Annotated in this window: 24 protein-coding genes and 1 tRNA gene; 8 read left to right on the forward strand and 17 right to left on the reverse strand. The window is 43.9% G+C overall.

Going from position 1 to position 20,702, the window contains the following annotated elements; all coding sequences use genetic code 11:
- Nucleotides 1-151 precede the first annotated feature (151 nt).
- From ACO05V_RS05365 to ACO05V_RS05390, 6 genes are all read left to right on the forward strand, one after another.
- Entirely contained in the window at nucleotides 152-880 is a 729-nt protein-coding gene (locus ACO05V_RS05365; RefSeq protein WP_421848261.1) for a YggS family pyridoxal phosphate-dependent enzyme, read from the forward strand.
- A gap of 95 nt (nucleotides 881-975) precedes the next feature.
- On the forward strand, nucleotides 976-1,803 hold the full coding sequence (proC, locus tag ACO05V_RS05370; RefSeq protein ID WP_421848263.1) for a pyrroline-5-carboxylate reductase: 828 nt from the start codon (nucleotides 976-978) through the stop codon (nucleotides 1,801-1,803).
- A gap of 16 nt (nucleotides 1,804-1,819) precedes the next feature.
- Entirely contained in the window at nucleotides 1,820-2,380 is a 561-nt protein-coding gene (locus ACO05V_RS05375) for a YggT family protein (protein ID WP_421848265.1), read from the forward strand.
- A 149-nt stretch (nucleotides 2,381-2,529) separates the two neighbouring features.
- The gene (gene coaD, locus ACO05V_RS05380; protein WP_421848267.1) at nucleotides 2,530-3,015 is read left to right on the forward strand and encodes a pantetheine-phosphate adenylyltransferase; all 486 of its coding nucleotides are present in this window, start codon (nucleotides 2,530-2,532) and stop codon (nucleotides 3,013-3,015) included.
- A gap of 66 nt (nucleotides 3,016-3,081) precedes the next feature.
- Nucleotides 3,082-3,333, forward strand: coding sequence for a YfhL family 4Fe-4S dicluster ferredoxin (locus ACO05V_RS05385; protein WP_421848269.1), 252 nt, complete (start codon nucleotides 3,082-3,084; stop codon nucleotides 3,331-3,333).
- 19 nt (nucleotides 3,334-3,352) lie between these two features.
- Complete coding sequence (locus ACO05V_RS05390) at nucleotides 3,353-5,089, forward strand: potassium/proton antiporter (protein WP_421856879.1); 1,737 nt, start codon at nucleotides 3,353-3,355, stop codon at nucleotides 5,087-5,089.
- 10 nt (nucleotides 5,090-5,099) lie between these two features.
- On the opposite strand, the gene ACO05V_RS05395 is transcribed toward ACO05V_RS05390, so the two are convergent.
- Complete coding sequence (locus tag ACO05V_RS05395) at nucleotides 5,100-6,203, reverse strand: ion channel (RefSeq protein ID WP_421848271.1); 1,104 nt, start codon at nucleotides 6,201-6,203, stop codon at nucleotides 5,100-5,102.
- Nucleotides 6,204-6,217: 14 nt separating this feature from the next.
- Entirely contained in the window at nucleotides 6,218-6,691 is a 474-nt protein-coding gene (trmL, locus tag ACO05V_RS05400; RefSeq protein WP_421848273.1) for a tRNA (uridine(34)/cytosine(34)/5-carboxymethylaminomethyluridine(34)-2'-O)-methyltransferase TrmL, read from the reverse strand.
- A 119-nt stretch (nucleotides 6,692-6,810) separates the two neighbouring features.
- On the opposite strand from trmL, the gene ACO05V_RS05405 reads away from it, so the two are divergent.
- A tRNA-Phe gene (locus ACO05V_RS05405) sits at nucleotides 6,811-6,886 on the forward strand.
- Between the two features lie 69 nt (nucleotides 6,887-6,955).
- On the opposite strand, the gene ACO05V_RS05410 is transcribed toward ACO05V_RS05405, so the two are convergent.
- The 7 genes from ACO05V_RS05410 to ACO05V_RS05440 form a co-directional block, all read right to left on the reverse strand.
- Nucleotides 6,956-8,071 carry a site-specific integrase gene (locus ACO05V_RS05410; RefSeq protein WP_421848275.1) on the reverse strand — a complete coding sequence of 372 codons (1,116 nt, stop codon included), beginning with the start codon at nucleotides 8,069-8,071 and terminating at the stop codon, nucleotides 6,956-6,958.
- A 4-nt stretch (nucleotides 8,072-8,075) separates the two neighbouring features.
- Nucleotides 8,076-8,342, reverse strand: coding sequence for a hypothetical protein (locus ACO05V_RS05415; RefSeq protein ID WP_421848277.1), 267 nt, complete (start codon nucleotides 8,340-8,342; stop codon nucleotides 8,076-8,078).
- A 200-nt stretch (nucleotides 8,343-8,542) separates the two neighbouring features.
- Complete coding sequence (locus ACO05V_RS05420) at nucleotides 8,543-8,734, reverse strand: hypothetical protein (protein ID WP_421848279.1); 192 nt, start codon at nucleotides 8,732-8,734, stop codon at nucleotides 8,543-8,545.
- 77 nt (nucleotides 8,735-8,811) lie between these two features.
- Nucleotides 8,812-9,372 (reverse strand): phage antirepressor N-terminal domain-containing protein, encoded by a 561-nt coding sequence (locus ACO05V_RS05425; protein WP_421848281.1) that lies wholly within the window; start codon nucleotides 9,370-9,372, stop codon nucleotides 8,812-8,814.
- Between the two features lie 23 nt (nucleotides 9,373-9,395).
- Nucleotides 9,396-12,104, reverse strand: a complete 2,709-nt coding sequence (locus tag ACO05V_RS05430) for a toprim domain-containing protein (RefSeq protein ID WP_421848283.1) — start codon at nucleotides 12,102-12,104, stop codon at nucleotides 9,396-9,398.
- 3 nt (nucleotides 12,105-12,107) lie between these two features.
- Nucleotides 12,108-12,488 carry a response regulator transcription factor gene (locus ACO05V_RS05435; RefSeq protein WP_421848285.1) on the reverse strand — a complete coding sequence of 127 codons (381 nt, stop codon included), beginning with the start codon at nucleotides 12,486-12,488 and terminating at the stop codon, nucleotides 12,108-12,110.
- A gap of 74 nt (nucleotides 12,489-12,562) precedes the next feature.
- Nucleotides 12,563-12,778: a hypothetical protein gene (locus tag ACO05V_RS05440; RefSeq protein WP_421848287.1), complete on the reverse strand. Its 216-nt coding sequence runs from the start codon at nucleotides 12,776-12,778 to the stop codon at nucleotides 12,563-12,565.
- 42 nt (nucleotides 12,779-12,820) lie between these two features.
- On the opposite strand from ACO05V_RS05440, the gene ACO05V_RS05445 reads away from it, so the two are divergent.
- The gene (locus ACO05V_RS05445) at nucleotides 12,821-13,270 is read left to right on the forward strand and encodes a hypothetical protein (RefSeq protein ID WP_421848289.1); all 450 of its coding nucleotides are present in this window, start codon (nucleotides 12,821-12,823) and stop codon (nucleotides 13,268-13,270) included.
- Nucleotides 13,271-14,406: 1,136 nt separating this feature from the next.
- On the opposite strand, the gene ACO05V_RS05450 is transcribed toward ACO05V_RS05445, so the two are convergent.
- Genes ACO05V_RS05450 through ACO05V_RS05485 form a run of 8 tightly spaced genes read right to left on the reverse strand, consistent with a single transcriptional unit; the run spans nucleotide 14,407 to nucleotide 20,693 of the window.
- Nucleotides 14,407-15,348 (reverse strand): DNA-methyltransferase, encoded by a 942-nt coding sequence (locus ACO05V_RS05450; RefSeq protein ID WP_421848291.1) that lies wholly within the window; start codon nucleotides 15,346-15,348, stop codon nucleotides 14,407-14,409.
- Entirely contained in the window at nucleotides 15,311-15,505 is a 195-nt protein-coding gene (locus ACO05V_RS05455; RefSeq protein WP_421848293.1) for a Com family DNA-binding transcriptional regulator, read from the reverse strand. Before ACO05V_RS05455 ends, ACO05V_RS05450 begins: the two co-directional genes overlap by 38 nt.
- On the reverse strand, nucleotides 15,502-16,632 hold the full coding sequence (locus ACO05V_RS05460; RefSeq protein WP_421848295.1) for a hypothetical protein: 1,131 nt from the start codon (nucleotides 16,630-16,632) through the stop codon (nucleotides 15,502-15,504). The genes ACO05V_RS05455 and ACO05V_RS05460 overlap by 4 nt, the downstream gene beginning before the upstream one ends.
- On the reverse strand, nucleotides 16,623-17,315 hold the full coding sequence (locus ACO05V_RS05465; RefSeq protein ID WP_421848297.1) for a hypothetical protein: 693 nt from the start codon (nucleotides 17,313-17,315) through the stop codon (nucleotides 16,623-16,625). The genes ACO05V_RS05460 and ACO05V_RS05465 overlap by 10 nt, the downstream gene beginning before the upstream one ends.
- The gene (locus ACO05V_RS05470) at nucleotides 17,315-17,851 is read right to left on the reverse strand and encodes a hypothetical protein (protein ID WP_421848299.1); all 537 of its coding nucleotides are present in this window, start codon (nucleotides 17,849-17,851) and stop codon (nucleotides 17,315-17,317) included. The genes ACO05V_RS05465 and ACO05V_RS05470 overlap by 1 nt, the downstream gene beginning before the upstream one ends.
- On the reverse strand, nucleotides 17,851-18,525 hold the full coding sequence (locus ACO05V_RS05475; protein ID WP_421848301.1) for a hypothetical protein: 675 nt from the start codon (nucleotides 18,523-18,525) through the stop codon (nucleotides 17,851-17,853). The genes ACO05V_RS05470 and ACO05V_RS05475 overlap by 1 nt, the downstream gene beginning before the upstream one ends.
- A complete protein-coding gene (locus ACO05V_RS05480; RefSeq protein WP_421848303.1) occupies nucleotides 18,525-19,112 on the reverse strand; it encodes a hypothetical protein in 588 nt (195 codons plus the stop codon). The genes ACO05V_RS05475 and ACO05V_RS05480 overlap by 1 nt, the downstream gene beginning before the upstream one ends.
- A complete protein-coding gene (locus ACO05V_RS05485) occupies nucleotides 19,113-20,693 on the reverse strand; it encodes a phage tail protein (RefSeq protein WP_421848305.1) in 1,581 nt (526 codons plus the stop codon).
- Nucleotides 20,694-20,702: the final 9 nt, after the last annotated feature.

Consider the following 20,702-nt stretch of genomic DNA (forward strand, 5'->3'; position numbering starts at 1 on the left):
CCATTCTTTTAAAATGCCCTTCGCAAGCTTTTTTCTGCCTTTTAAAAAAGATGCTATGATGCCTCCACAGTGTATTCCTCGTATTTACTAACGGGAATGCAATCACAGGTTGAACTCGTTACATCTTGATAACAGCGGAGCATGGCGCGTAATGACGATTGAAGTCGGAAGCAACGAAGCACAAGATATAAAAGCAAATTTAACGCGGGTTTCTCTGCAGATTGATCAGCTTGTACAGCAATATCAGCGAGAAACGGGCAGTGTGCGATTGTTGGCCGTCAGTAAAACAAAGCCGTTATCAGCACTTGAAGCCGCATACGATGCAGGTCAGAGAGCCTTTGGTGAGAATTATGTGCAAGAAGCGGTGGATAAATTTCACGCGTTATCACACTTGGCGGATATCGAGTGGCACTTTATTGGACCAATACAATCGAATAAATCTCGTTTGATAGCAGAAACCATGCACTGGGTGCATTCCATAGATCGTGAGAAGATTGCTCGTCGTCTTAGTGAGCAGCGTCCTAACGATTTGCCGCCGCTCAATGTGTGTATTCAAGTGAATATTAGTGGCGAAGAAAGCAAAGCGGGCGTGGCTTTGTCGGAGTTAAACGACATGGTGACGTTGGTGGCAGAGTTGCCTAATCTACGTCTTCGAGGATTAATGGCCATTCCTGCACCGCAAGATAACCATGACGCACAATGTGCGGTGTATGAACCTTTGGCTCAGGCTTTTGTTGAATTATCTAAAACAGACAGCATGATAGATACCTTATCGATTGGTATGTCTGGGGATTTACCGGCAGCCATCCAATCTGGTAGCACCATGGTTCGAGTGGGCACGGCGATTTTTGGCGAACGAGACTATTCCGCTAAAGCGTGATTCAATTACAGTATGAATGATTCCTTGTACTAGAATATTTTGAATAAGTAGATGACGTATTGTCTGCTTAAAATGATGAAAGAATAGGATACAAAATGACTTTAAGTATCGCCTTTATCGGCGTAGGAAATATGGCAAGATCGATTTTTAGCGGCATGTTGGCGAGCGGTTATCCTGCTGACAAAATCATTGGTACGTCTAGAACGCCAGAAAAACGCGACTATTACCACGCACAATATGGTATTTCTATGTTGGCGGATAATGATGAGGCTGTGAGTCAGGCTGATGTGGTTGTTTTGTGTGTTAAACCTGCGCAAATGCAAGCCGTGGTTGAGGATTTTTCATCTTGTGTGCGCGAAGATCAGTTATTTATTTCTGTGGCTGCTGGTGTTGAGTTAGATTCGTTGGCTCATTGGTTGGGTAAGCCTGTTGCTGTGGTTCGTAGTATGCCAAACACGCCGTCGCAAATTGGTGCAGGTATGACAGGCTTAATTGCGAACGAGCATACCACCGACGAGCAAAAAAACTGGACGAGTAAGTTGTTCTCTAGCGTAGGCAACTCAGTTTGGGTGGAAGACGAAGCTCACATGCATACGGTGACAAGCCTGTCTGGCAGTGCGCCAGCGTATTTTTTCCGATTTCTTGAAGCCATGGTTAAAAACGCTAAAGAACAAGGCTTAGACGAGGAAACGAGTCGTGAACTAGCCAGCAATGCTATGTTTGGCGCAGCACGAATGGTGATGGAGCTTGATGAACCGATTGATCAACTTCGTAAAAATATCACCTCACCTAAAGGAACAACCGAGCAAGCTTTGTTGTCCTTTGAAGCGGCTGATATTGATAAAATAGTCGCAGATGCAATGATGGCCTGCGTGGAACGATCTAAAGAAATGGCAAAAACCTTTTCTGCTAAGAAAGACTAATTAAGGACTATACAAGATGTATTCAGATCCATTTGTTATGCTCGTAAAGGTGATTTGTAATCTTTACCTGTTTATTGTCTTACTGCGTTTAGTGCTTCAACTGACGCGTGCGGATTTTTATAATCCAATTAGCCAAGGTATTGTGAAGGCGACAAGCCCGCTTATTTTGCCTTTGCGAAAAGTGATTCCTGCAATCGGCCGTTTAGATACGGCATCTCTTGTATTGGCGCTGGCTGTACAGTTAGTGACGGTTTTTTTAATTGTACTCATTAAAGGTGTGGCGATATCACCGATTAGCTACGCTGTTTATACCTTTGCAGGCACCTTGTACCATTTGTTGGACCTGTATTTTTGGGCAATGCTAATTTCGGTTATTCTAAGTTGGGTAGCACCTGGAGCCAATCACCCCGGCGCCATGTTGGTAGGGCAAATTACAGCACCTTTATATCGTGCTTGCCAGAGAGTGATTCCGACCTTAGGCGGGCTTGATCTGTCGCCAATTTTTATCTTTCTTGCGATATCATTCTTGCAGATGATGATTAGCCCATATATCTATATTTTAGGAACTAGAATCTAAATCATTTTTTACGGATTCGAATAAGAAAACTTGGCGAATTGAGAACAGGGGCGTATTCCTATATGATGCGACCCCAAACGGGAATTAGCACAGACAAAAGTCGTTAGCTACCTGACTCGTTCTCCCTATTAATTTTTTGGATGAAAGCTATGAGTACGATTGCGGTTTATCCGGGGACTTTTGACCCTATTACAAACGGCCATACGGATTTGGTTGAGCGCGCATCAAAGCTATTTGAAAAGGTTATCGTAGCGGTTGCTGCGAGCCCTAAAAAGCGCCCAGCTTTGTCCCATGAATTGCGTATATCATTGGCAAAACAAGTATTGGGTCATTTGACCAATGTAGAAGTAGTTGGCTTCGATAATTTGCTGACTGAATTTACTCGTTCTGTAAGTGGTAAAGTGGTGATTCGTGGCCTGCGCGCTGTCTCTGATTTTGAGTATGAGTTTCAATTAGCCAATATGAACCGTGCCATTGCGCCAGATGTAGAAAGCATCTTCTTGACGCCCTCTGAAAAGCACTCTTATATTTCATCAACATTAGTGCGCGAAATTGCGTCTTTAAATGGTGATTTTGGCCAGTTTGTTAACCCAGAAGTAAAACGTGTTCTACAAGAACATTATAAAACGATTTAGTTTCTGTTTTTTTAAGTTCCGCTGCTTAACACCTTGTTAGTAAGGTAGCGGTTTTAGGAGAGAAGAATGTCTCTTATTATTACCGATGAATGCATCAACTGTGATGTTTGTGAACCTGAGTGTCCGAACGAAGCTATTTCACAAGGTGAAGAGATCTATGTGATTGATCCATCTAAATGTACTGAATGCGTGGGTCATTTTGATGAACCTCAATGTCAGCAAGTATGTCCTGTTGATTGTATACCTTTGGATCCTAATCGCAAAGAAACGGAAGAGCAGTTAATGGAAAAATACCTAACGCTCACAGGTCAACTTTAATTTATAGGTAGTTACTACCATCGACACAAATAGCTACATCTTTTTAGCCGGAATACTGTTTTTAGTCAGTATTCTGGCCAGCTCCTTTACTGTTCGTGTTGGCTTACCTTTATTGCTAGTGTTTCTCGGGATGGGAATGTTAGCAGGAGAAGAGGGAGTAGGCCGATTAGACTTCGACAACCCCAGCCTTGCCTTTTTTGTTGGTAATCTTGCTTTAGCCGTTATTCTTTTAGACGGTGGTATGCAGACCAAAACCAGCACCTTCCGTGTTGCCCTATGGCCATCTTTATCGCTTGCTACCTTAGGTGTTGTGATTACCACTGCCTCTGTTGGGGCGTTTGCCGCTTGGCTTTTAGAGGTTAAGTTAATTTATGGTTTGCTGCTTGGTGCCATTGTCGGTTCGACGGATGCCGCCGCGGTATTTAGCTTATTGCGTAACAGTGGCGTGAAGCTCAATGAGCGTGTGGGTGGCACACTAGAAATAGAATCCGGTGCCAACGATCCAATGGCTATTTTGCTGGTGGTCATGCTGACTGGGCTGTTGCAAAGTGCAGAGGCGTTGAGCATTTGGGCTTTCTTAGGACAAATGATTCAACAGTTCGCGGTTGGTGGCGTTTTAGGTTTGCTTGGTGGCAAGCTGCTGGTCATGATTCTACGTCGTGTGCCCTTGATCGAAGGTTTATACGCGCTGCTTATTATTTCATTTGGCTTGGCCGTATTCTCTGGCGTTAATATGATTGGCGGCAGTGGATTTCTTGCCGTTTACCTTGTTGGTTTGACTGTTGGTAACGGGCGAATTAAACAACAGGATTCCATCTCTCAAGTGATGGATGGATTGGCTTGGTTGGCGCAAGCTGGTATGTTCTTGTTACTTGGTTTGCTCGTGACGCCATCAAACCTGTTAACTCATGGTTGGCAAGCTGTGGCGATTGCCACTTTCTTGATTTTTGTGGCGCGTCCTTTGGCGGTCATGGTGTGTTTATTGCCATTTGATTTCCGCTGGCCTGAACGTATTTATATTAGCTGGGTTGGTTTGCGTGGTGCGGTGCCGATTGTCTTGGCGCTGTATCCTGTTATTGCTGGGCTTTCTAATTCTGAACTGCTGTTCGAAATCACTTTTACTGTGGTGCTTATCTCCTTGCTACTGCAGGGATCAACGGTTCCACAAGTAGCGCGATGGTTAAAGATCGTCGTTCCTCCTGCACCAGCCCCAACGACACGTTTCTCATTGATAAATGATAGCGATTCGGATCATTCTCTAGAGTTGTACGAGTTTTTGGTTCAGGCGGAAGGTGTTCGAATTCCGGCCTCGATAGTGCAAAATGTGCCTAGCGCGACGGTTTCTACGCCCCAGCTGGTATCACTTGTGCGTGACCAAAAGCCGATTGTGATCAATGCCGACACTGAGCTGAAATCGGGCGATAGAATTTGGATGTTGTTGCATCCTGGTGATGTAAATGATGTCGCGCAGATTTTCTCTCATCAAGCCTCTGCGTCTTTCTTGTTGCAGAACTTCTTTGGTGAGTTTGCCATTCGTGGCGATGCGTCTTTGATTGATTTAGCGAAAGTGTACGGTGTGCCGCTGGATGGTATTGATGAAGCCGACACCGCCGCAGAATTGTTGCAGCGTCAACTTGGAAAGCACTTGGTTGTCGGTGATCGAGTTCGCTTTGGTAATATTCGTCTCACCATAAGACAAATGGACGGCAACCAGATCGAAATGATTGGGCTTAAATTGCAAGATAAGCAAGCTTAAGCCCTTGTTCCTATTCGTTAAAAAACTTACCAATTTCTGCTAGCGATGGAATCTCTTGATCATCATTGACGAGGACGATCAATCCTTGTGCATCTATAACCGAATAGGTTTGCGGATGAGTGATGATCTCGCCATTGGTTTGTATATAACCCAGCGCAGTACCAATGTCCTTTTGAATTAAGGTTGTGACAATCTTTGCCCAGGTCACACCGGTTATTTCCACATCAAGGCGAATAGTATGATCGCCTTGGTGACGAAACAAATCTTCCAGCACTTGTTCTGTTCCCGGAGCAATCAATGACCGCACCAACATCTCAGGGTAGGCCCTCACAGGCCGTATAACGGCGTTTGCGCCAGCCGCTTTGAATCGTGGTCGATTGGTGTCATTAATCGCCTCAGCCATGACGAACGCCGATGTATTTAACGCTTGAACGCGATGTAAAGCATCAAAAGTTAAACTGTCTGAATGGCTGTCTTGAGTGTCTTGGCAAAGCACAATGATGTATTTCGCCTTGTGAGTGCCCGCTGATTCCAGCATGCCATCTTCCAGCGCATCGCCAGTGTGATGAACCACGCCTTGCGATCTTAGATCCAGTGGCAAGCCCTCAGGAAACGCCTGCGTAAGTATTTGAATTGGAACGTCGATTAGTTCTGGTGTTTGGCTGATCTGGCTAATCAGCAAGCCTAAATAACGTTCTGCATCGTACTTGGGTGTATTAATGATAAGTATATGATTTTGCATGTCGTCCCATCTCATACGGCCTTTGATACGCATTTCTTTGCGCGTTAGCCTGATTTCAACATAGTCACTGGCGATTTGTGCGAGTAAAGTAATTCCCATGCCATAAATTAAGACAATAGTGGAAAACTGTCCCCAAAAAGTCGCTGCAGAAATATCACCATAACCTGTGGTACTGGCTGACGTCATGGTCAGCCAAAAGGCTTGCCACCAATTTAAGTCTTCAAAAAACACCATTGCCAAGCTGTGTAGTCCGATCACACCGGCTAAAAACATCAGGCGTTTTTTTAAATCGCCTGATTCATGCAGATGGACTTTTTTCCGAAATTGGCGGCGGCTATTTTTTTTCTTTAAGAGCAGTGAAAGAGAATTCATCGTACCTCGTTTGGTTATTCGCTATCGACTGGCATGGCATAACCCAGCTGACGCCAAGATTCGTACACCATTACAGCAACGGTATTGGACAGATTCAAGCTACGAGAATTCACTTGCATCGGCAAACGTAAGCGCTGAGCAGGCGGCAAGGCATCGATAAACTCCGCAGGCAATCCGCGCGTCTCAGGGCCAAAAACCAACACATCATTTTCAGCAAAGCGTGCTTCACTGTGAGTATGGCTGCCTTTTGTCGTCAACGCGTAGATAGTACCAATCTCGTTTTGATCAACAAAGGCCTGAAAATCTGGGTATCGTTTTAGGCGCGTGAACTCATGATAATCTAATCCAGCTCGACGTAATTTCTTATCTTCAAGTTCAAAGCCAAGCGGCTCGATAAGATGAAGGTGATAGCCCGTATTGGCACACAATCGAATAACGTTGCCCGTGTTAGGCGGAATCTCTGGTTGGTAAAGTACAATATGAAGCATTGGTTTATCTCCTTGATATAGGAAGATAATACCAGACGAGCAGAAGAAACTAAGTTTTTAATTTTTTTTCAAAAAAACTATTGACCAAAAAAAAGGTTTCTCTATAATACGCCCCACTTGCCCAGATAGCTCAGTCGGTAGAGCAGAGGATTGAAAATCCTCGTGTCGGCGGTTCGATTCCGTCTCCGGGCACCATGTTTAAAGAAAACCTGCTTTTATAGCAGGTTTTTTTTTGCCTAAAATGTGCCTAAATAGGCACAAAGGCTACCTTGCTGCTTTATGCCTTTCTATTTTCGTCTTGTATTTATTTCTCATACTTTCTGTTTTGTGACCAGCGATGTGATCGCTTTCTGCGTCAGACACACCTTTTGATTTAAGAAGGTGCAAACTCCAAAAGTTATCTTTTAAGTCACGCTCTGCCATTGTTTCTTTTAAGCGGTGCATGGCGGTTCGTAAGCCAGACATGCTGAGCTTGTATCCTGTTGAGCTAATGATCAATGGTACGTCTTTGCCGTTGGCCTTGTGCTTTTCTAGTATTGAGACAGCGGCCTGATAAGCCTTGTACAGTCTATCTGACCATTCTATGAAGTTGTTTTTGCTCCCTTTGCGACGAGTGACATAAATTCCACCATTAATGGGATCAGGATCAATGTGTGACGTTCTTAGGTCTAACGTTTCAACGCCTCTAGAAGCGATTAGATAAGTGAGCTCAAAAAAGAGGGGAAGGTATTCAGATAGCTCGGCGGCAATCTGGTATTGGACGTCGTATTCTTCGTCGGTTACGTAGCGTTCGTTTTCATCGACTTTGAATTTTTTCACTTTAAATGGGCTGTCTGTAATGCCTAGGTCATCTATGTGTTCAATGGCCCATCTGGTAGCGGAGTGAAGTAATGACATTTCTTGGTTGATGGTTGATGTGCCTTTTAGTCCTTCGGCTATCATGTTATCTAGTCGTTTGTCTGCTAGTCGTCTTACCATGGGTTTGGTGATGGTGATGATGGGCACGTCACCGAATGTGATGTCTTTTCCATTAGCGGCAATAGGGTGCTCCAACACTTTCACTAGAGATTTGGTTCTATGATGTGTTGTCGACGCGAGAGCTCTGAATTGGCTAGAGTTAAGGTATTGATCAATAATCCATTTCAATGTGTGCTTATCGGCCCCTGTACGTGCTGTGAGGCTGGTTTTGGCTGACAGGTATGCAGATAGAATTCTTTCTTCAGAATCTTTAACAGAACCTAATCGAACAGGCGGCTTCAAAAAACCATAGCTGTCTACGTCGATAACCGTTCTGTCTTCTGCAGTAATTCTTGGTCGCCAAACAATACGCCCATTCACTTCACGGACGTATTTTGGCCATTTGTTGTTTTTTTTAGGCATTGTATCAGCGTATTTCTATTGTCATTTTTTCGGTTTGAGGGAGTGCGGTTCTGCTTAACCCCATGGTGTGGTTTATCGCATCTTCTGTTGTAAATGGTCTGCCGCGCTTACCGATGATATAAGGAATACCAGCTCGACTTAGGCGAACCACTACATCCTCGATCGACACTCCGCCAACGACTTCTTTCAGCTTTTCGTATTCAACAATCATGTTTAGCCCTCCTGTTAGCGAATAAAAAGTCGCATGTTTCTTTGTTAAGAAATACAGCATTCCTATCGCCTTTCGGTGTATCTACTGGAAATGAATTCTTCAGTGATTTAGGCGTGTTTCTTAATGTTGATCCGCTCCAGGTCACTTTAAGCCGCTTATAAATATCTTTAGCGCAAAACCAGAGTTGCCCATTTTTGTCTCTATGGCTTCTGATGTTTAAGTATTGATCATCCATAATATGTTTCCATTCGTTGTCGTTATTAACCGTTTTCGTATTCGTAGTCTTTGACTTCTTGCTCGAGCAGTTCGATTTTTGCTTCGAGTCGGTCGCGTTCTTCGAATACGTTGTAGTTAGCAATTTCAACGACTTTGAGACTTTTGGTTTCAACCAAGGTGTCAAAGGGAGGCGTATCCCCTTCGTATTTAATCACTAGAGTTTGGTATTGGGACATGGGTTATTCTCCTAGTTTTTTGTTGGAATAGGTGTTTTTGGTACCCCTAGGGGTACCAAAACTATGTATCAATGTGCTTAAACTTCTAGTGATTGCTGTTTTCCAATAGGAATGTTGATACCAAACTTTTCATTAAGCTGTTCAGCGTAGACTTTCTTTAATTCAAGGTTACGAACGCTATCCAGTTTAGATATGAGGCCAAACATGTCTTTGTCTCGTTGTTGAGTTTTAAAAGCTATTCCATTGGTTTCGTAGTTATGTAGTGCTTCAGCCCATTCGATTTGTAGTTTTAGCAGTGCGTCGGCTGCATTTTCTTTTCCGTTGGCTCTCATTTGAGCGGTATTTACTCTCGCAAGAAACATGGTCGAGCGATCTAAGCGAATATAAACCGCTGTTTTGGTATCCCTAGGTATGCCAAAACCATCAAAAATAGGCATATTTAGCTCCTTGGTGGCGTAAAGTATGGCGTTATCGTCCGAAAAAAGTGTTTTTCTGGCTCTTGTCCACTGTATGCCGGTTAGGTCAACAAGGGGTTTTGCGGCGATATATTCAATACTTTCATGTTCAACAACGGCCAAGGTAAGGCCATGAAAGTTGATAAGTCGGGTGGCAGTAGTCTCTAGATTGTTGGCATTCATTTTCATTTCCTTTTTTTGTGGTTTTAGCGTTTAAAAATCCAGCATCGAACGGTTCGTTCTTCAATACGTGATCGGACGGTGCTGTTTTCGAGGTATTCACGTTTCTTACTGGTAGTGAGCTGTCTGCGTAGCTCTTTTGGTTCCATAAAGGGCAAGTTGTGTACTTTGCACATGCTATGGAAGTGCTCTAGGTTGACCGCGACCTGTTGGTCTGGGTTTTTAGAATGGTTCATTTGGTGTTCTATGTTGACGGCATAGCCACCCGAGCCGGGCTTGGTGTCTAAGTAGTCAAACTGCGCCCAAAATTGTTGTACGACTTGGCTGTCTGCGTTTAAGGCTTGTTGGCGGTGTGTTGCCATGCTTTCTAGCATGGTGTGTACGCTCGCCATGTCGTGTTCTGTAATGGCTGGATAAAGCACGGCTAGGCAATCTGCAAAGGCCATGACTTTTGCGTGGTTGTCGACGATACGGTTGAGCTTTATGTCTGGGTTGTTGGTAAGTGTTTTTTGATGACGGGCAAAGCTTTCTTTAAAGGCTTTTAGTATTTGGTCAGCGTATTGCACGGCATTCAGTATGAAGCCGTTTACCTCTGATATGGGCATTCTGTTCAGTCGGCCTGCGGCTTCATAGCCTTGTGGGCTGTGGTGGCTAGTATCGAAATTCAGGTGGGTGATACGAGTTAATATAGCTTCGGATGCTTGCACAGGGATGTTTTGTACAATCATTAATCCCGCTTTAAAGGCGGGTTTCCTCGTGCTGTTATCTTGGGATTTAATACCTGTTACTCGGCCAAATTCACCCTCGAAAAGGTCTTTCTGTTCATCCCAGTTAAAGCGTTTAACGTGATTGTTCTTGTCGTCGTTCTCGTTATCCGTTTCATTGAATACGACGGGTAAGTTGCTTACTTCGGCCATCTTGCGTGTGCGGCCAGCAAGGGTAGATGAGTTTGGGTTAAATGATTCGCCATCTTTACCGTATAGCTTCCACATGAAGTCGACCAAACTGGATTTACCAGAAGCCGCTTCACCGACCAATTCAAAGAATGGATAGGAACTGGTTTCTTCTCGTACCTGTTCGACAAACAAGCAACCAAACCACCAAGAAAGCGCGACCAACCCTTTGGTGCCAAATGCGGTTTTAAAGTCTGGTACCCAGTCGTGATTGTCTTTTTGCGATAACGTTTGCTTGATGTCGACGGTGGTTTTTATGCCTTGTTTTTTCAGTTCAAAAAATGATTGGTTGTTAAGTTTTAGTATCTTTTTGCCTTCTACCGCGAAGTTGTTGAATACATAGGTTTTGCTCGGCTTGTCATAGCCCACAAAGTCTAAGGTGCGGACTTCTTTGATGTTGTAACGTGTCCATTCTCGATAAAGCCAATCAAGGTCGGTAGCGGTGCCGGTAAACAACGCGCCAGGAATACGCATCGCAGATTTTTTGAAGTCGCTCGCCGCGCTTATTGTCTTGTGAGTAAAGGCGATTTGGCGTTCTTGGCCGTGGTTCGCCAGCATGAAGCGGAAGAAGTACTGGCCGTCTTCGCCGTTGTCTGGCTGTTGGAAATAGAGGTAGTCCATACCAAAGGTGGCAATTTCACGCATTTTTACAGATTGGCTGAAGGCGGTTTTGTCGCACTCTAGTCGTATTGCGTCGGTCGATTTTCCGCGTAATTCGTCTACGTCTTTTTGGCTTAGTGCCATAGGGTCGAGGCCTTCACGATTTGCCCAGTACGCCATAGATACTTTGCCGTGTTCTTCTTTATTAACTGTTGCTGCGTAGGTGCGGTTTCTGAATGAGAAAATGAAGTGACCACGTTCAGGGTTACGTTCCCACATGATTTGGGCTTTTTCGTTTGCGCTTTGTGCCAGTGCTAAGTTACCTAGGTAGCGGTATCTATTTAGGTTTTGCTCTGTAAGCTTGCCGGCTTTGTGTAGGTCGTTCCAATCTGCTTTTTTGTCATTGTCGCTAGATAGGGCTGCGGCAACGTTTTCGCCTAAGTCCCGCAACGTGTTGCTGTGTTTTTCTAGAGCCTTGCGGCCAGCAGCATCGTTATCTGTGGCAATTACCCATGTGATGTCTTTGTTTAGGTGCGACTTTATGGATTCGCTTGGCCATGTGCCAGACGACATGATTGCTACAGCCTTGATACCGTTTTGATTAAGGGCGATAGCGTCAAAGATGCCTTCAACGAGCCAGACTTCGTCGCATACTTCGATTTTAAGAGTGGGTGGTTGCCACCAGAAGCCTTTAAAGTTGCCTTTGAAGTTCTTGTTTCTGGTTTCTTTGCTGCCATCTTCGTTGGTGATGGTTACGTCATCTATTAGGCGTTCCCACATCATGGTTTTGGCTTCGTCTAAATAGAAACGAACCGTAGCGGTACCTTTGTTGCCGTGAGGGTGCCAGTATTTCCCCTGTTCAAATAGACCGCTTAGTTGAGATAGTTCAAAGCCACGAATAAGCGAAAGATACGCTTTGGCTGTGGCGTTTGGGTCTTGTTCTGTTGGCGGGTGTTTTTCATTTAGCTTTTCAAAAAGATCTGGAAATATCTCAAATGAAGGTTCGGAGTAGCCACATTTATTGACCCGATCACATTGGACGTTGCCAGGATTGTTTAGCCAGGTCCATAACGATTTTTTACCGCAATCAGGGCAGTAGCCTCGCAAATAGTCGCCTTGTTCGGTCATTCTAAATTCATGCTGCAGGCGGTTAACGATTTGTGGTGTTAAGTCGTATTCCATTGATTATGACTCTCTGTTGATGCGTATTGTTTGGCTTGCTCGTACTGTTCTTATAGGGCGTGGAGGTCGACGGCTTCCTGCTTGTGGAATCATCATGTGAAACATTAAGAGGAACAGTAGAGCTTTAACGGAAGTGCTAGCGCCTTCGCGTATTTCTACTTTGATCAAACCCATGGCGACCGAGGTTGAGACGATTTCAGCGGCACAGTGGCAGTCTAGTTTTCGAGAAATACTTTCTAGGTGTTTACCGACAGTGCTGTGGCTTCTAAAAAGCTTTAGGGCTATTTGTTTTTGCAAATATCCCTCACACAAATAACGCAATACAGCAGCTTCTTTAGCAGTAAGGGGTCCTTTCTCTATGATGCTTGCGTGTATTTTTTTCATTCGTCTTGTTCGCTTTTTAGGTGTTTAACCAATATTTAGGTGTTTTAAGTTGGGTGATACTCTTCAAATCGAGATTATTCGACGACTTGATTTCCTCGAATAATGACGTTGTAACGAGCCTTTAAACCTTCGTTAAATATCTGGCGAGAGATGTCGGCAATGCCCATGTTTTGTTCTTCAGATAACTCCATGAGCTTGATTTTTACTGACTCGCTGTGGCGAAAGGTGATCTGTTCGGAAAGGCCGTTCGGATTTTTTTTATCGATGGTTTTTGGCGTATGTTTTGACATGATATTTTCCTGCTATACTGTGTTTTCAAATAGGGCTTACAGATGACAAATGAAAATTTAACACCTAAAAAATGGATAGGCAAGAAAAAAGAAGGTGAAATATATCGCTTTCAATTGTTCTTAGCTGAAAAAAATATAAATCCTGAACAAATACAAATGGATACGGGCGTGACTGTACGCACGGTGACGAACAGTATTTACGAAGAAAAACCGCTAGGCGCGAAATTATTACGTGAGTTAAACGCGAAATATGGAGTTTCTATTGATTGGTTAGTAAGCGGAAAAGGACAAATGTTTGTCGATACGCCTGTTTCTCACCTCGAAATTTCTGTACCGCGCTCTGATTATACAAATGATGACCCCCGTTTTAATCGAATCGTTGGTCTCGTTCAGGAATTCATGGCAAATGCTGATGAAGATGAGAAGGCGTGGTTAGAGACTCAGATGAAGTTCAATATTGCTCAGTTCAAGCAATTTTTGAATGATAAATAAGCCTTAAAAACTCAGTTTAAAAAGTGCTTTCACTATACTAATTCTCGGAAGCATAGAGGGAAAAGCGTGATATTTGTGACACGCTTTTTTTATGCCTTTTTTATTCTTTATTTTCAATAAGTTAGGGTGTTTTGAGAATTGTGATAATTTTGTGATATGGCGTGACAGACTTTTTTCTTAAATTGGCCTCTACCTCAGTAATGGCGTGGCTTTGAAGACTGTCACACTAGGTGTGATTTGATGTGATTTTTATGTGATACATAAGTGTGATTCTGTCACACAAATATCACGCTAATATCACATTTTTAAAGCCTTCAAAAACCCTTCTAACTCTATGATATATAAATGATTTTTATTTTATTTAAAAAAGTGTAACGGATATCACGCTTTTCCCTCTATGCCTCTGAGATTTTGAAATTCTCAAATCCCTATGCCTCAATACTCGCTTATAAATCAATCTAACTAATTGTATATAAAGCATAAAATGCTAATAAACCGCTGAAATCGATAATGAAGGTATTCCGTACTTAGAGAAAGTGGTGTGACATAGAAAAAGCCTTGGCTCTCTTGCGCATGAGTGGCCATTCATTCTCAAGAGGCCATGCCTAAAACTTATATCGATCGTTGCCACGTTATGAAAGGCAGTCTTACTCGTTTCAATCGTCTGTAAACCTTTAACCATGGGCGCTCAATGGTAATAAGCCGTGAAGTAAATGCGTTGCTTCTTGTTCGCTGATGGAAATAGGTTTTTACCTGTCTACTTTTTAAAGCCCTGACGTATAAGCGTTTGAGTCAACGATCGCTATTTATAGGGGTGCAAATGGGGCTCTATTGCTGTCCAAACGCTTCAAAATCTTACATACCATGAAATTCTACTAACCAATTATTAAATACTGAACCCCTTATGGGTCTTAGCTTTGACGGATACTCATTGGCACTTGGGTGTTTCAATGCACTAAAAAAATGCAAATACCCTGCAGGCAAGGAGGAGTGAATTTTGTGGCGGGGGAATCCAGTTTAGATTTTTTCTGTGGGGCTGGCTGCATTCTGATTAGGTGGCGTGGAGCTGTGGTGGGTTATGCAATGCGTTTATGATAATGATTACCATAAACGCAATTTAACATAATAAAAGGGTATTACAGGTTTGCGGAAATTCTTCGGACTGCTATGTCGAATTCATTGTCACCCATTTCACTACCAATAAATGACCGTTCTGTTTTGATACAACTGATCGCTGTTGATCCTGAGCCTGTGAACGCATCGAACACAACATCACCAGGTAATGAGCTGGTCTTGATAATGTGGCTCATTAGGTCGAGAGGTTTTTCGCATGGGTGTTTGCCGGCATAAGGTTGTACCGGCTTAAAGTCCCATACGTTCGTAAATGGTACGTCTTTGGTTACATTGAATGTTCGTCTAGAGCGATTAAAGCCATCTCGTAGTGCTACAAACTCAGCTTTAAGTTCTTCATACGGCTTTAAGGTATTACCAAATAGCTTATCCATCGTGTTGTAGTGTTCTTCACTTGGAATGCTGAACTGAGACCGACAAAACCAATGGCTAGACATTTGACAACCACAGGTCGATTCAACGTCCTTTCTTGTTTTGTTTGCATCACGACGTGCGTTATCCAGATACGATCGGACAGACTCAAAAGGAAAAGCGATCGGCTTTTTGCTTTCTGCAAATATGATGTGCTCTGTTTGAGGAAAGAAACGGCGAAGGCTTTCTTTGTTACACCCACTATGCCGGCCACTGGGTTTTCGCCAAATGATTTGGTTAAGCACATTGAAGCGCTTGGCCACGGCTTGTTCCACTTCGTTCGCTAAATGTGGACCAGCGAATAAGTAAAGGGAGCCGGTTGGCTTTAACACGCGGTGTAATTCGATTAACACAGAATCTAACCAGGTAAAGAAGTCTTCTTTGTTCTTCCACTGGTTGTCCCATGCATCGCCTTTAACCTTAAAATAAGGTGGATCGGTGGCGATTAAATCTATGCTGTTATCTTCTAGAGTTGCTAGTAAATCTAAGCAGTCTGATTTACATAATTTGATGTTTGCTTCTTGGAATGTGTTCACGAGTATCATCCATTGTCTGACACTCGTGGTGTTCTGGTTTGGCGTTCGAGACGCTCAAAAAATTCATAGTTTTGCATCGGCTACATTTGATATGCAGCTCGATAAATATTCCGGTACCTAGTTTACGGCCACAACCGCCGCATCGAATATCCTTCATGCTCCTGCCACCTTATCTACATCTGCTTTTACTGCAGAAACCTTGGTTTGTACTGCTGTTATTGCCGCGCCTTGGGTTACTGGCCCAACGACATTGTTACTAAATGGATGGGTATGAGTAGCGACTATTTTCGCTAAATCTGCAACGAGTTGAGCTGTTTCTCCTGCTAATGCGACCAGGTTAAGCGCCGGTGTTCCTACCCACACACTTGGCGCCTTAATCGCTACACTGGCTTGCCCCGTTACTTCTGTCGTTTGTCCACTGATTGCCATTGCGCCGGTTGCGGTTTCTGTTATATCGCCGCTGGCTGTATTGTTTATATTGGTGGCTGTGTTGCTAATATCACCGCCAGCAGAGCTTTCAATATTTGCGCCGGCATTCGATGTAATGTTGCTACCGGCTTTATGTTCGATGTTGCCCGCTGCGTCTGTTTTGATGTTGGCCAGGGCTTTGATAATGGCGTTGGCTTTTGTCGTAATACGTACATGATCAACGGCAGACAAATCCATCACGCCGCCAGACTGAACAACCACAGCGCCAAAGGCTTCTATACGTTTGATTGCGCCAATGATCTCTGTGTCATTGGCTTTGGTGTTTTTGGTGCTTTGGTGAAACGTCTCGATCACATCTAACGCTTCGATTACTCGAGTCAGGCTTTGGTCGTGTATTTCTAAATCTGTTACGCGTTCTTGATTGCCGTCTTTGTCGATGCGTTGATAAGACGCTGCGCTGTGTTGCCACTTCTGTTCGCCGCGTTCTATGCCTGGCATGGTTAAACGATGAGGTAAAACTGAACGAATAAAAGGGCGGTTTGGTGAGCCATAAGCAAAAGCAATTTCAACCCAAGTGCCATTATCCGGATAAGCAAAATGGCCCATCCCATGACCCGCAACCGGCACAGACAAAATCACGTCTTTTAACACTGGCCATTTTGTATCTGGCTCGCCGTATTCATTGAGAATTTGAACGTCGACGGCATAGCGAGGTCGGAATTCATTGCACACATCACCTTGTTTTGGTGTCTCACGGACGCCAACCACTTCTGCAAAAATGGGCAAGTGATAACCGGCTGATATTTCAGGAAACAGATTGTTCACAATGCGTTTAATGGTTTTTACTATGTCCATTTCAGCTCCATGTGATTGCCCGCAAATTCGATAATATTGATGCGCTTTCCGCTAATTCTAATCCCTGGTCTTAAAGCAGGGATTGCGGCGACTCTTGAGCTGTTTTGCGCGCTGTGATCACTAAATAGATTTTCTGGTAACTGCATATTTTTAACACTGGCCCAGCGAGAATCTTCCCAAGATCCAACGTAAATAACGCCACTTTGTTGTTGCCAAATAAAGTCGGGAATATTGAACACCTTCTCGAGAGCGGCCATGGCTTGATATCCATTTCCCAAGTTATAAAAATTAGCCACCCTGCGAGTGGCATAGTCTTTATCCGGTGTTGAGAAATCTAAGCCTGTTATATCGTGAATGGCCTTCAAGACTTCACGCAAAGAAACATGGCGTAAATTCATCGGTAATGTGTGAAAAAGAACACTAGATAATTCACGACAAAAGATTTTTACCCGCTTGTCGCCCGTCGTAACAACTTGATCGGTCACACCAATAAACCAACGCTGCAGAGCATCTTGCGTGCTGTAGCCAAAATCAAAGGTTACCAGCTGGTTTTTATTCACGGCTTTTTCGACATTAACGATCGTAAATTCAGCTCGACCAGGGGCGTATAAATCCAGTGCGATATGCTCATCAACTAAATTACGTTTAATGCCTCCAATGCTTAGCGCTTTATTTAATCGCATTATTCAGCCTCACTCGTGCCGGCGATTTGTCTATCTGCCCACTTCATGACTTTTTCCATACCAGACAAGTCTTCTGCAGTCGGGACCGCATCGTCGGAGACCGTCTCGCCATTTGGCGCTTGGTCTGTCACTGGTGTGGCTTCCTGTCTTGATTCCGCGATCTCTGAGACCGAGCGTTGCTCAACAAGTTTGAACGAGACTTTCCAAAGATTGAAAGTCGCATCTTCACGAACAGTAATGTCACCTTGAAATCTCACTTGGCGTATGGCCATGGCCTCGGCGGTATTGTTGAGAATGTCGTAAGTAACACGTTCTACTCGTTCAGTTTTCGCTTTTGCTAAATTAAGCAAATCAGTTAGATCTTTCGCATTATCGAATTTGATCTCCATATTCACAGACAGTGACTGAGGTTTATCACCTGTTTCTGCCTGAGCCGACATACTTGAACTACCGCTCAAATCTTCACCCGCCAGAGATAGCGTTGCGGATATTTTGAGTTCAGAGCCTTTTATTTTCTGACCATTAAGCGCAAGCATTAGGGCATCAACTCCCGTAAAAAAGCTAATTCATCTGACGAGCCAGAAAAAACCACCATGGCCGTAATCGTATAAGCATGGTCTCGTTGATTAACTCGCATCGCGTTCTTAATGTCTGTCTCGGCATAGAAACGCCAACCAGCGCCACCGGATAAAATAGGCGCCGCCGGCAAAGCAGGTTTTCTTGATTCGAACGCGTTTAAATTGGCTAAAGGATAGGAACCAGCTAATGCATTGGCTTCATTCAAAGCCTCTGTACTAATGGTGTATTTTGAGAGTTTAGCGATAGATGGAATGGCATTTGTAGGTATCGTTTGTTGGCTTTCCACTGTATCGACTAAATCGTATTTATCAGATTCTAGTGTGATTAAAGCCTGTGCGTGTCGCTGACATTTTTCAAACTCTTTGAAAGGAAATACCGCATTTAATGCTGCCGCTTGTTTAGCAAAATCGGTCATGCTTGCCGCTGTAATAGCGATCGCAAAAACGGCTTTTGAAATGTCCACACGATTCGCCACCGCGTCCACAGCATTAGGGAATGACAACCATGTATGATTGCCATTCCCTTCTTTAATGCCATGCGACCAAGGCGACACAGTGAAAACAGTTACGCTTTCACTAATAGCCGGCGCACTTGATGCGGGAGTGGATAAAGACAACAGCGACCAGGACATTAATTAGAACCTTCAAAAACCGGCCAATACTGGTCGTCTATTACGTCGATTTCTAACAAATCTTCACGCGCTAATAACGCAACCAACGCCGCGCGATTTGATGAAATCCAAGCTGCGCATGCGGCTTTACCTTCTTCACCATAAACACCTAACGATGCATTAATCTGGCCTATTTGATTCCAATGGGTATTTATACGCTTTGAGCACTCAGAGTTTGCTAATACCTTTTGGTCATCAACAGTCTTAGATGGATTTATGTGCGCTTCGATTTCAGCTTCTGTCATTTCGACAGCGTCATCGGGGATCCAAATCTTTGTATTTTTTAGTCTTTGCAGACTAACGTACTCATCACATGACTTGTATGCAGCTTCTGCTTCATTAACTCGCTGCATTGCTCTTTTATATTGCTCTGACTCCATATCATCAATAGACGACAGATCGTCATTAGCGCTCAACAGCTCTACATATTGTGTTGTTAATTCTATCGCTGAGTTTTCTGCTGTGATTACATCCACTAGCTCAGCACTCGTCATTTGATCGTCGTCAAATGCCGCAACATGCCCATCCGCTTTTTTAAAGTATCGCATTTATACCTCCCCTAACATTTTAAATTCAGACCATCTACGTAGAATTGAAACAGGTGCTTCCATTCGATAGACGCCGCCGGGTGGAACAATAGCGAAAAAAGAATACACATATGTACCATCCCCCGATGCCTGAGATTCGTCCGCGACTTTAGCGTCTACGCACAGAACGTTATATGCGGCATGATTTGGAGATGTGATTTGTATACTCACGCAAATTGGATACGGATTTATGTTTATGTAATCTGTAAATAATTCTCTGTTAGCTGATTCCAACTGATACTCATAGCTAACAGCAAACCCAAAACCCGCACCCGCCAATGCAGCCGGAGTCACGGGCTTTGCACCTTCTTCGCCAGCTAAAATCTCGGCAGAAGAGGCTACATTGCCCGTATGAAATATTTCAACTGGCACGTTGAGTAGGTGTTTGTCCAAAGCATTCGTAGAATGCAAGAAAAATCGATTAGTATATGGATCGTTTGATAACCTAAACCCACCCGCCACAGAATTAAATCTAATATTCAGCACGAAAGCGCCTCCGCCACCGGACATATCCGGCAGATACATTACGGCAGTCGGCAGCAGTGATGAGGCGCCAGGCAACCCAGTGTCTCCGCTTGTGTATGTGACCATATTCCCCATCCATCCGCCGCACCCAATGGTCATTAATTTGTTTGTCGAATAATCAGTGGCATCACCAACAACCGGCAACCTCTCAATTGCCATGGTTCCTTTGTTAAACCGACTTGCATCATGCGTGTCATAAATCCCACGACTATCTGTCACAGTGCCATCATTCGCAATCGTGGCGATTTTCGTTAAGTAATGAGTAATCCCGTCCCCATCTACATAATCCGCAAACGGCCCTGTATCTATGACGAATTCAGACACGGCGGTCATGTCTGAAATGTCGCCCTGCAGACTCACGTTCAGCCAAATTTCATTTGGGAATGTTGATGTAATTACTTCATGAGGAGCCACATTCTTGGTTCTAATACCGCCCACATAACCAATGCCTGCGGCGACGCTATAAGTGCCAACGGATCCAGTGACCTTCCAGCCGTCATCAAGAAAGCCTTCATGGCCATAAATGTCTAAATTCGCTAAACGTTCTCGTTCATCAATGCCATTTAAGCGATCGCTAAAATCAATCTGCCATGTCTCAACCGGAACGGTTGTCGCCGTGATGTTTTGTATGTCGGTATATTCAATTAAAAAGTTTCGTGTGATTGTGTTACCAGGAACACCACCGACACTTTTGCGTTTCTGGATGTTTGGTACATGCGACACAACAACAAGCACACCGTCTTCATCGACAAGACCAATCCAGTTGAAATCGTAGTCGCCAAGGTTTGATCCCATAACAAGCGAATAAACCACTTGATTCGGGTTTACATAACCGCGCTTTGTGAAGGGGAGGGTATCGACGATTAACGACGAATCGGGCATGACTGTAATGCGATCGGCAGGCTCAGCATCTAAATTTGGTACGTTAGCCAGTACGAAATTAGCGATCGTTAAGCCGCCGTTTACGCTTTGGTTCAGCGCGATTTTGTTCTCACCCGCTATGGTTAAAAAAGGCATAATTACTCT

Origin of the sequence: Marinomonas sp. (genome assembly GCF_965225885.1) — a bacterium.
In the GTDB taxonomy this organism is placed as follows: domain Bacteria; phylum Pseudomonadota; class Gammaproteobacteria; order Pseudomonadales; family Marinomonadaceae; genus Marinomonas.